At 57.1% G+C, this 333-nt stretch carries 1 protein-coding gene; it reads right to left on the bottom strand.

Annotated features, from left to right (window positions below; genetic code table 11):
• Window positions 1-41: 41 nt before the first annotated feature.
• Window positions 42-333, bottom strand: a 292-nt coding sequence (locus JW897_RS24175; protein ID WP_205467942.1) for a Tli1a family immunity protein, incomplete at its 5' end; no start/stop codon positions are given.

Raw genomic sequence — 333 nt, 5'->3', positions numbered from 1 at the left:
GGCTGTACGGATTTGGATGGCTTCGGGGGCGGGACGTTGCTCTACTTGGGACATGTTTTAGGCTCCCTGATTTGGTAGAACGACTTGTAGGGGTAGTCGGGATGGTCTGGAGTACGGCAGGAACTGACCACGCGGACCTCATCGCAGGGCAGGAAGTGGACTTGCACGCCGCAGGACTTCTCATAGCGCGGGATTTCGACGACGGCGCGGTGTTGGGTGTAGTTGGCTGCATGGAGATCATAGTCATCCATATCGTACTGGCCGGTTTTATCCCGCTTTATCGGTGCCCTTGGATTGGGGTCTTTTTCCCACTCGACGGTGGCCATCAGTCCG

The organism is Chromobacterium alkanivorans (genome assembly GCF_016937655.1).
GTDB classification, from domain to species: domain Bacteria; phylum Pseudomonadota; class Gammaproteobacteria; order Burkholderiales; family Chromobacteriaceae; genus Chromobacterium; species Chromobacterium alkanivorans.
This window is presented reverse-complemented; position numbering and strand designations above follow the sequence as displayed.